This window comes from Shigella sp. FC1661, assembly GCF_001712525.1.
Taxonomy (GTDB): Bacteria; Pseudomonadota; Gammaproteobacteria; order Enterobacterales; family Enterobacteriaceae; genus Escherichia; species Escherichia coli.
Map to the genome: position 1 here is coordinate 1 of NZ_MDGW01000049.1, position 10,527 is coordinate 10,527.

Sequence of the window (10,527 nt, forward strand, 5' to 3'; positions counted from 1 at the left end):
CTTTCTGTTCCATAACAGGTGTCCACTAGTTGAAAAGGTGGGCACCTACGTTACCAATACAGGCTTAATGGCTACATACGGCGGTCAGTTTACGCTTACCCAGCATCTGTCTCACGGAAAGTCATACTGCCTTACGCGCAGATCATCCTCTCAGGAATTTCAGGATCTGCCAGACGGTGCTGAGACGACGCTTACTTGTAAGGTTAGTTTTCAGACGGACAATGAAATGAGGATATGCGATAAATTTCAGTCAAAGATCCATAAAACAGAAATAATGTTATTCAGTGGTGAACAGTCCATTCCGGAGACGGAATATCTTGTTAAGGCTGTATATTATACTGGCTGTAAACAACATGGCCACCAAGGACCATGTTGTTTACAGCATACCCTTGTTGCAAAAGCATCCCCGTCAGAACAGCACTGAGTAGTTCAGACCAAAGGTTCGGCCCCGGCCTTTGTAGTCGTACAGTGAAGCAGGGCCGTAACCCGGGCTGTAGTACAGAGGTGCACGCTGTCCCCAGACAGTGGTATAGTCACGGTCGAAGAGGTTCTCAACGCTGAAGCTGAGTGTTCCCACCGGAAGCTGCCAACTACTGATAAAATCGACGGTAGTGTAACCATTAATATCGTTACCCTCTGCATCGCTTACGTCGAAAGAAGTGGTGCTCTGTACACGCAGACTCCACGGTTCCGGCGCCCAGTTAATGTAAGCTGTCGCTTTCGATGGACTTGATTCCTTCACGTCATATTTTTGCCATTGACCGTTCACTTTCGACTCGGTTTTCAGCACATTGAAGTTCACACCGGTACTCCAGTCAGTATCCGGGATCAGGTAGTCCACTGCACCTTCCACGCCGTAAATACGGCGCCTGTCGTCCTTCACACTGATGGTCAGATCTTTATTCCTTTCCACGCTCTTATTGGAAAGCGAGTAATATGCCGCGATTTGAGTCCGCAGGTTGTCACCGGTAAAGCGCCAGCCCAGTTCATAAGAATCGACTTTCACGCCTTCCAGCTTACTGTCGCTGACGTTCACGCTCTTTGTCAGGGAAAGATGGCCGTTCACTGCTGCACCATAGATGCCGCGACCATAATATTTCCCCGGATCCGGCAATGCCACCCCCTGGGAAAAATTGAACCATGCCTGCTGACGTTCGGTGATGTGCATCAGCAGACCAGCATTGAACAGAAAGTTATCGTAATCTACCGAACCACCAGGAATGGCGTCGGCAGATATCGCCTTCCCGGCAGCAATCTTCTGTTGCTGCGTGTAGTCGATGAAATCATCTACCCTGTTCTCAGTATACTGATAGCGTACGCCACCGCTAACGGTAAAAATATCATTAATGTCATAGCTGGATTGCAGGAAGGCCGCCAGATTGGTGATGTCATATGACGGATAGCGCCCGGTGGTGTAAATCTTATGGTTGTTCAGCCCTCCGGAAGCACTTGCCTGAGCCAGATCGAAGAACATCTGGTTGGAGGTAAAGCGCTCATGCTCAGCATCCAGCCCCCAGGTGATTTGCCAGCCGTCCATCAGTTGGCTGTTCAGAGTCAGTTTCATGCCGTACTGGTCGGTATCCTGCTGTGACGAGGAGAAAGCCGTCGCCTGTTTATTCGCATTTACCGTCGGGAACGGGTAGTACCGCAACGACTCATCGCGGTAGTAAACCTGACCGACCAGTTCCTGTCCCAGGAAATCACTGTCAGAGTACTGCAGGCTGATCAAATGCCGCTCAGTGCCGGGAATGCGGTCAGAATTCAGCCCCTTACTGACGTATGGTGTGCTGCTCCCGCTGATGGCGGAAAAGCCTTTCCCGAGATTAAGCCCGTAATTGTCGTCTCCCTGACTTTTATAGTACTGCGTTATCAGTTGAAGCTGCCGGGATTCATCGATGTTCAGCGTACCGGTTCCCATGATGTCCAGCCGATTGGAGTGCTGCAGGCCGGTCTGGGTGTTATCAAGCAGGGTGGCATCGCCGTTACCGTCAAACCAGCCGCCAAATTTCTGATATGCCACGGAAAGACGTCCGGAGATATGGTCATTTCCGCCGGAGACAGCACCGGCAATGCGCTCATCGTGATCTTTACTGCTGTTAAAGCCACTTTTTGTGCCAGCCTCAAACTCCATCATGGTTTCCGGCTGACCTTTTTTGGTCACGATGTTGATCAACCCTCCGGTACTCCCGCCACCGTACAGGGCCGTCGCGCCGGAGATCACTTCAATATGGTCGATATTAAAAGGATCGACAGAGTCCAGTTGTCGGCTGTCGGAACGTGAAGAGTTGAGGCGCACACCGTCAATCAGGACAACCAGCGGGCGGCCACGCATGTTCATACCGTAGTTGGTTCGACTCTGGCTGCTGACATCAAGGCCGGGGATTAACTGAGCCAGTGCGTCTTTCAGCTCTTTACCGCCCTGAATCTGCTGCTCCAGTTCGGCATTTTCGATAACCCAGGTGGTTTGCGCCATCTCCGCTACAGTTCGATTGCTGCGGCTGGCAGACACTATGATCTCATTATCATCGTTTTGCTGGGCGACAGCTGGTGACAGCACGACAAGAAGCAGCGGACCAAGAGCCCGGGGCATATACTTTTTGCGCATCATCGTTATTCCTGAATATTTGCTGTATAGTGAGTTAAAGAAGCAGCCTCCGGCTGCGGTTTTTTCCGGCTGCCGCTGCGCCACTGAATCAGTGCGGGCGGCATACTGAGATCGAATAAATCACGCCCCAGTACGCGATTAAGAATACGTGCAGATCGCCAGGCCATCAGGCTGAGCTGGGGTTCGGCGATGCCATGAGTTTGCATGCTGGCGTTGACCGCAAAGATGTTATTTTCTTTCGGGCCACTCCATTCCAGAGTGAAGTCATCACGCACTTTAAAGGTGTTCTTATCGTGCATGGTGATCAAGGGCATCAGTGAGGGAAGTATTTGTGGCAATGCAGAACGGTAACCTGTGGCGAAAATCACCACATCACTTTCCAGGCTCTCTCTGCCCTGATCCAGATGATGTTCCATCAATAACCTCCAGCCCGGACCACTACTTTCCAGAGTTGTTACCGAGCGACTGGGTAGCAGACGGATATTTCTTGGTTTTCTCAGAACTTCAAAACGGTGGTACAACTCACGATAAATGGTCAGTAAAGAATCGGCAGTGATGCCATCCGATGTCATTTTCTGCTCATCCAGTAACTGATGGCGAATATCTTCCTTCAGTCCGGAGAAGCCTGAAATATATTCAGGTGTAAAATACTCATCAGCAAAAGCAGCCTCATCCAGTGCGTTAAAATTATTACGCCGTGAGACCCAGTTTATTTCCGCCGCTTCTCCCCATTCCCCGCGTAATGCATTAAGGAACAGGTCTGCACCACTCTGTCCTCCACCAACCACGGTTATCCGTTTTCCACTCAGGTCCGGCCGACGAAGATTCATTTCACTGGCATGGAAACAGGATTGTGTCACATGCTTCACACAGGGTGGTAAATAAGGTTGTTTTCCTGTACCAAGGCAGATATTGCGGGCAAAATATTCTCCCCGACTGGTCTGAACCAGAAACAATCGACTTTTTTTGTCGAAATCAATATTTTCAACGGTATGACTGAAATACAGGTTATTCATATCTTCAGCAGCCCAGCGGAGATAGTCAGAAAACTCTTCACGGGATACTGTACGTAGCCTGCTTGTAAGGAAGCGATAGAACTTTTTGTGCTTCACCAGATAGTTAACAAAGCTGTAGGGATTTGTAGGTGCAACTGCACTGACCAGATCTTTCAGAAAGACGGTCTGCATATGACAATCCGGTACCAGCATACCCGGATGCCAGGAAAAATGAGGATGTTCGTCAAAGAAGAGACAGTTCAGTTCTTCGATCTGATGTGACAATGCAGCAATGCTGAGATTAAATGGCCCTGTCCCGACACCAATAAAATCGACACTTTTTTTCATGATTCATATTCCTGAGTTACCAGCCACAGCGGATTTTGCAGATTCTCAAGGTAATTCGGCAGCATGCGACTGCCGCCATCCAGGTCCGGCCAGGTCAGTTTTACCGGGTTCAGCACCACGCGAATGATTTGTGGCCTGAAGAGTGAGAAAATCGCAAAACGCTCTGCCATTTGTGGATGTTTGTTCATGTAATCACTCAACACTGCTGCCAGCAGTTGATAAAATCGCCTTTCAGGTACGCCAAGACGAACCATCAGTGGCGAAATAAAACGCAGTACTGTCACGAAGTGACCCGTCTGCAAATCATGGATTAAGTAGTCCGCACTCAGACGGGATGTGGCATCACGCACCTCCTGAGGCAAAGAGTCCATTTCGGGAAACGCTTCTTTCACCAGCCGCATATCGCCCTGGAAGTCTTTCAGCAGAACACGCTGTGGTACCCCCTCTTTCATGGCGAGCGTTATATTTTGTCCGTGTGCAATAAGCGCGACACCGTAGCGGCAAAGCAGGTGATACAGCGGAACCACAACCACCCGGAACAATTGCGTAAGCCAGGTTTCAGCGTCCAGTCCGGAGCGGTCGATATATGCGCCTGCCAGCGGCTGATTGTTTTCGTCGCACTCCATCAGTGTTGCCATCAGAACAGGACTTTCATCCGGTTTCAGCCAGCGGCACGGATTCTCCCGCCAGATAACACCAAGCATTTCCTGGTAGCGATAGGGAGCCCGGGCAAGCGCGGCATAGCCTTCATGGGACACATAGCCTGCCGCCGGTTCACCAAGGATCACTGCGCCGCTTTGCACCAGGGTGGCGTCGGTCGCAAAAACCTGTTGCAGCCAGCGTGAAGCCAGTGGTCCGGCAGCGATATATCTGCCAGGGATCCCCCGGTAGCATGAGGTGTTGTAGATGGTCAGCGGCAGCTTGATATCCAGCCCTCCCCGGCGGCTGGCGTTGGTCAGGGTACGCAGCGACTGCTGGGCGAGCCACTGGTCGCCAAACTCGCCGAGAGACACCATCCTGCCTTCGACAAAATCAGCGATGAAGTCTGTGGCGATTTTTTGCTGCCACTGCCACGGATGTACCGGCAGCGGTAGCCAGTTGTGATCCAGCCCGTTTTCCTGCCAGACCTGACTGAAGCGTGTAAACTCCTGCGGATCCATTGCGGCAGTCAACAACTGCTGAATATCCAGATCGTTATCGCAGCGCCAGATCATATGTTCACGTTTTACCGCCAGCCAGTGCAGTCTGAAGGTGTTGGTATACTCTGGCGCATATCGTTCCAGCGCCTCTTTGCCCCAGCCACGGCGACCTTTATTAAAAACGAATTTAGGATGACCGCTCAGCAGGCATTGCAGACGATCGGCATCAAGATTAATCAGGTCACTGGCACTCAGTCCGCGACGGGCCTTCAGCAGTTGCAGGTCGCCCAGTAGCGTGGCATACAAATCCTGCATATGCTCTGCAACAGTGGCATCACTCATTGACAGCACCGGCTTTAGCTGCATCAGCAGCGTCTGCGCCAGTACTGGTTCGTCCGTGCAGCGCAACGTTTGGGCATCAATCCACAGCCAGCCCCAGATACCACGTTCAGCGATGAAGCGCCATTGTGCTCCCGGCAGGTTAATGCAGTAGTGGTCATCGCCCTGAGATTCCGCGTGGAAAACCTGCTCATACTCCATCTCAGACAACATTTTTGCCACCAGCCGACGGTTAACAAAATCCCAGTCCTTGTGATTCATTACAGACCGACCTCCGTGAAGAAGTGATGACGATCCGCCATCACCATGCGCGAGCGCTTATGTGGGAAGTCGAACTCTTTAATTGTCCGGTATCCCGCAGGCTCAAGATGGCGGAACAGGCGCTGGTTATCGGTGCGTGGCTCCAGTACTGTGCGCTGCGTACGGGGCTCATCCAGCAGCAGGTAATGTGTCAGCCCGCGCAGCCAGCTTTGCACATAGTGGGCCCCGCGCCATTGCTGTTCACCAACCAGCAGATGCAGGCCACGGTCAAAGGGCTGCCACGAATAGTGACGACCAATGCGGTCTTCCGCCGCCCAGTAGATTTCGAAATAGCTGAATGGCCGATCGTCGAAGCACCCAATCAGCGGGAATGCATGTTTACCGGTGAGCTGGCGCTCCAGATAGGCGGTCTGTACCTCCAGTGAGCCACTTTGCTCCCAGAAATACTCAACGCGCGGATCATTCATCCAGCGGGTGAAACGTTCTGCATCAGAAACGGGATCGGCAATGCGGAAACTCAGCATCCTGCGAATACGTGGATCGTAACGGCGGTAAACCTCACCCTGTGGACGGGGTGGGCGCTGCGGGAAATAAATCTCACGCTCTGCATCAAAAACCATTTCACCGGAGGCCCGGTTTGCCGGTGAACTCAACCATAACGGTAACTGCCAGAAGGCAGTACGATGGATAATGTCGCTTTTTACCTGCCCAAAAAGCGTCAGCGCCTGTGGCTCCTCACGCCATTCGGCCCAGGGGAGAGCCACTGCTGACAGTTGTGGTGCGGCGATAAATATCTGATCCAGCGCATCGCACAGCCACCCTGTCGGCAGCTCCCCGGGACAGTGCAACACCGCGCTATTGTCCAGTCCCCAGCCAAGATTCAGGGGCTTGTCGAGTTTTTCACAGCGCAGTCCATATCTGCTGTGAATAATGTTTGCCTCAGACATTCAGACCTCCTGAGCCTGCAGCGGGTTAGCGAAATCGAAATAGATCACCGAAGGATCAACAATGGTGTTCTCGTTATGATCGTTCAGATAACAGAAAAAGTTACCTTTTACGTTCCAGTACGGACTTTCCAGCACGTAGTTGAGACAGGTTTTATGAGTCACCTGATCACGCACTTCAGCCAGCGATGCTCGTACACGAGCCATCAGATTCGATTCGCTGTCCAGCCCGGCAGCCCCCAGCGCAGCGGTCACAGCAAAAGTGGAGTTAACCAGCAGGTAATAAGGGAAATAGCGCAGCAACTGCTCATGGGTGAAAATATTTTCCGCCTGCGCCTCGCCAATAGAATCGAGCCAGTCTGTCGCGTGAGGCATAAAAGCGCTGCCCTGACAGTCACGGTAAATAAATCCGACCGGCAGATCCCCAAGCATCTGGACAAGAATATTTTGCTGATGCGCCAGCAGCACCAGGCCGTAATCCGCTTCAGCCGTAAACAGCGGCTTTAGCACTTGCTGACAGTATGCATCGACCCATGCATGGGCGGCCTGTTGCACAGTGATACCGAGGCGATCGCTCAGGCGTTTTACCGCCGAAACCAGCAGCGAATCACCGCCATCAGGTGCGGCCTGAGTCAGGGAGACCAGTACGTTAGTCTGGCTTTTCGGCTGATCCACCAGCAGATTTTCACGCAGGGCAAACAGACTTTCCTGCATGATGTTGCCGTTAAGATCGAGCAGCCCGGCCCAGCCATCCTCCTGCATTACCCGGAAAGTCGGGAAGCGGACCTGTAGCATCTGCCAGCCGTCGGTTTGAGCCAGGCGTGCCAGGCGCATCCCACGCTTCACTTCTTTCACGGACAGAGTACGGATGGAGTTGGTCAGCCGTACGCTCAGGGAGAACTTGATCATATCGCGGCTGGTGGCACAGTAGAGGGAACGGGAAGAGGTGGTCGGCAGCCACGACGTGCCGGCCTCACCTAAGTCTTTAATCAGCCCTTTAGCAACAAGTGCCTGGCACCACCCCTGCTGCAAAAGATATTCCCCCTGCCACGGGTGCAACGGGAACAGCCATTGGTTGTCACTTAATTCGTTGAGTAACTGAGGCGCATTCTCTGCGGCAAATCGCGTCAGCCGCTGTTGAAGGTTGAGATGCAAACTTTCACCGGCGATTTGTGTTTTATCCACCGAAAACCACCGCAGTGGGAAGTGGGGTGCCATATCAGGCAGGTAGCGTTCAGCCTCCCGCCGGTTAAACGGTTCATGAGACTTAGGCGCAGGGTGGAAAGCGTGTCCTGTCAGCAGCGCCTGCTCAGCCTCGCCAAAATTCAACGCTTTTTCACGCAGAGCGGCCCAGTCATGACGGGCATCAATTGCCTGTTGCGTATGGACATGGCTTTCCAGCACGCGCTGGTGGAAAGTTTCGCAGAGGGGAACGGGCAGAAACAGTTGATGGCGTAGCTTATCAATAATAAGCCGGGAGAGAGTGGTAAAGTCGACAGGATAACTGCCTGATGCCGTGACCAGACGTGCAGGAAATGCAAAGCGGTGATGCTGGGTTGGGGAGAAATAAGTCACTCTGAAATGGAGCGATTTCTGCTCATCCAGCGGGATGAGCAATTCGTCTGGCGGGTATTCTGTCAGTTTCCAGTCTGTGGTTTCACGAATCAGTGCATTCAGGAAGCACTGCGCAGCCACATCTGTGGCTGGTTTTTCAGAGGGCAGGGTCATAGTCAAACAGCTCCCACACAGTAAAATAATAACAATTATGTCGATAATGATTCTCATTATCAACAATAAATGTTATTGTCAGATAAATTAATTTTACAAATAAACACAATTAATACATGGAGTTGAAACATTATAATGTCACCAGGGATCGAAGATACGCCCCAAAAAACACTGTCCTGCTGGCCACTTGCGTTCAGTGCCGGGCTTCTCGGTATCGGACAGAACGGTCTGCTGGTTGTGCTCCCTGTTCTGGTCATACAGACAAATCTGAGTCTGTCTGTATGGGCTGCCCTGCTGATGCTTGGCTCAATGCTGTTTCTGCCATCGTCCCCGTGGTGGGGAAAGCAAATTTCCCGTACTGGCAGTAAACCTGTGGTGTTGTGGGCTCTGGGAGGATATGGCATAAGCTTTACCCTGCTAGGGCTGGGAAGCGTGCTGATGGCTACCAGCGCCATAACAACAGCGGTGGGACTGGGAATATTAATCATCGCCCGGATCGCCTACGGGCTGACCGTGTCGGCAATGGTGCCAGCCTGTCAGGTCTGGGCATTGCAGAGAGCTGGAGAAGGGAATCGCATGGCCGCTCTGGCAACCATCAGCTCCGGCCTGAGTTGCGGCAGGCTATTCGGGCCGCTGTGCGCGGCAGCAATGCTGGCCATTCATCCTCTGGCGCCACTGGGGCTACTGATGGCAGCACCAGTGCTGGCGCTGCTGATGCTGCTGCGGTTGCCCGGCACACCACCACAGCCCACACCGGAGTGCAAGAGCGTCAGTCTGAAGCGGGATTGTCTGCCTTATCTGCTTTGCGCAATATTACTGGCTGCGGCGGTGAGCATGATGCAGCTTGGACTTTCGCCTGCCCTTACTCGCCAGTTCGTCACGGATACCACCGCCATTAGCCAACAGGTGGCCTGGCTGTTGGGTCTGTCCGCAGTAGCTGCGCTTATCGCGCAGTTCGGGGTAGTCCGTCCGCAGCGCCTGACTCCGGTGGCCCTGCTCCTGAGTGCCGGAGTGTTGATGAGTGGTGGTCTGGCTATCATGCTCTCCGAACAGCTATGGTTGTTTTACCCGGGCTGTGCAGTGCTGTCATTTGGAGCAGCTCTGGCAACACCCGCTTATCAACTTCTACTGAATGATAAGCTGGCTGATGGCGCAGGCGCGGGCTGGCTCGCTACCAGTCACACACTTGGCTATGGACTGTGCGCTTTGCTGGTGCCGCTGGTATCGAAAACAGGTGTCGCAATCGCGCTGATTATGGCAGCATTATTTGCAACTATATTATTTACCATTGTGTCTGTATTTATCTGGCATTACCGTACTATCAAATAAAGATATGATCATCACCTTACTGGAGTAAATCAGAGGATATGAGAGAGGACCTGCGTCTGATGAAAGCATGTCAGGCAGTGTTCTGGCTTGCTGCCCCCGCCCATCAGGTATAGTGAATTCAACCAGTTGCTGCGGTGTAATCTCCATGATTCTTTCGTGCAACAACCTATGATCCCGTTTACCATTAATATTCAGCGTTGCTCTGTTATTAAATTTCATTCTGACAAGCCAGTCAGCTTTTATTCCGGGAGTCTGCTCTGCGCGTTCAAACAGGTCATAAAAATCGCCTTCACGATCAGAAATTGACAATACATGGGTATCAGGGCATTGGCGAGCCAGTTCTGTTGCTTTATTATATCCTTCAACCCAACGCCAGGTTTCTTTTTCACTGACATGTTTTTTATGAAGTAAATCATTGCAGATTTCTTGTCGGGTATTTTTACTGGTTTTTAATTCATCCCTGAACCACTGATAGTCATCATAAACACCGAGGCAAACACCTGACTCACTGATGACGAGTTGAGGATGAAGAAATAAGTTTCTTTCATCTTTATGTTTTTTGTGACCAACTCCTTGTTTTTCTTTCTGACCAGAATAATTAAGTTCTGTTGTATCCTGTAAAACTAAAACTCTTTTAAACTGCTGAGCTCTTTCAGTGATATTTTCTTTGTGAGGAGCCATAATTTTATTAGCAGAGACTTTATCGTTTGAAAAACAACGATAAGCTGCCTTTGTTTCACTGTAAGCGTGCAGCAAGAACCGTATTGACGGGGATGTGTTATTCAGTCGGCAGTGCTACGCGCCAGGGGAGCAGTTCGCCGACCCGGTTTATCGGCCAG

General features: G+C 51.7%; 7 protein-coding genes. 1 reads left to right on the forward strand and 6 read right to left on the reverse strand.

Translation table 11 applies throughout. The features are described from left to right. Positions 1-409: 409 nt before the first annotated feature. The 5 genes from iutA to iucA are packed head-to-tail and all read right to left on the reverse strand — an operon-like array spanning position 410 to position 8,359. Positions 410-2,605 carry a ferric aerobactin receptor IutA gene (iutA, locus tag BFF42_RS03900; protein WP_001387241.1) on the reverse strand — a complete coding sequence of 732 codons (2,196 nt, stop codon included), beginning with the start codon at positions 2,603-2,605 and terminating at the stop codon, positions 410-412. A gap of 5 nt (positions 2,606-2,610) precedes the next feature. Further along, on the reverse strand, positions 2,611-3,948 hold the full coding sequence (gene iucD, locus BFF42_RS03905) for an NADPH-dependent L-lysine N(6)-monooxygenase IucD (protein ID WP_000750143.1): 1,338 nt from the start codon (positions 3,946-3,948) through the stop codon (positions 2,611-2,613). Next, positions 3,945-5,687, reverse strand: a complete 1,743-nt coding sequence (gene iucC, locus BFF42_RS03910; RefSeq protein WP_001015716.1) for an NIS family aerobactin synthetase IucC — start codon at positions 5,685-5,687, stop codon at positions 3,945-3,947. The genes iucD and iucC overlap by 4 nt, the downstream gene beginning before the upstream one ends. Continuing rightward, positions 5,687-6,634, reverse strand: a complete 948-nt coding sequence (iucB, locus tag BFF42_RS03915; RefSeq protein WP_001287501.1) for a N(6)-hydroxylysine O-acetyltransferase IucB — start codon at positions 6,632-6,634, stop codon at positions 5,687-5,689. The genes iucC and iucB overlap by 1 nt, the downstream gene beginning before the upstream one ends. Next, positions 6,635-8,359: an aerobactin synthase IucA gene (gene iucA, locus BFF42_RS03920; protein ID WP_012421559.1), complete on the reverse strand. Its 1,725-nt coding sequence runs from the start codon at positions 8,357-8,359 to the stop codon at positions 6,635-6,637. Positions 8,360-8,494: 135 nt separating this feature from the next. On the opposite strand from iucA, the gene BFF42_RS03925 reads away from it, so the two are divergent. After that, positions 8,495-9,688, forward strand: coding sequence for an MFS transporter (locus BFF42_RS03925; RefSeq protein ID WP_000074489.1), 1,194 nt, complete (start codon positions 8,495-8,497; stop codon positions 9,686-9,688). Here BFF42_RS03925 and BFF42_RS27510 read toward each other — a convergent pair. After that, a complete protein-coding gene (locus tag BFF42_RS27510; protein ID WP_237161016.1) occupies positions 9,638-10,444 on the reverse strand; it encodes a shiE in 807 nt (268 codons plus the stop codon). The two genes, BFF42_RS03925 and BFF42_RS27510, sit on opposite strands and share 51 nt — an antisense overlap. Between the last annotated feature and the right edge of the window lie 83 nt (positions 10,445-10,527).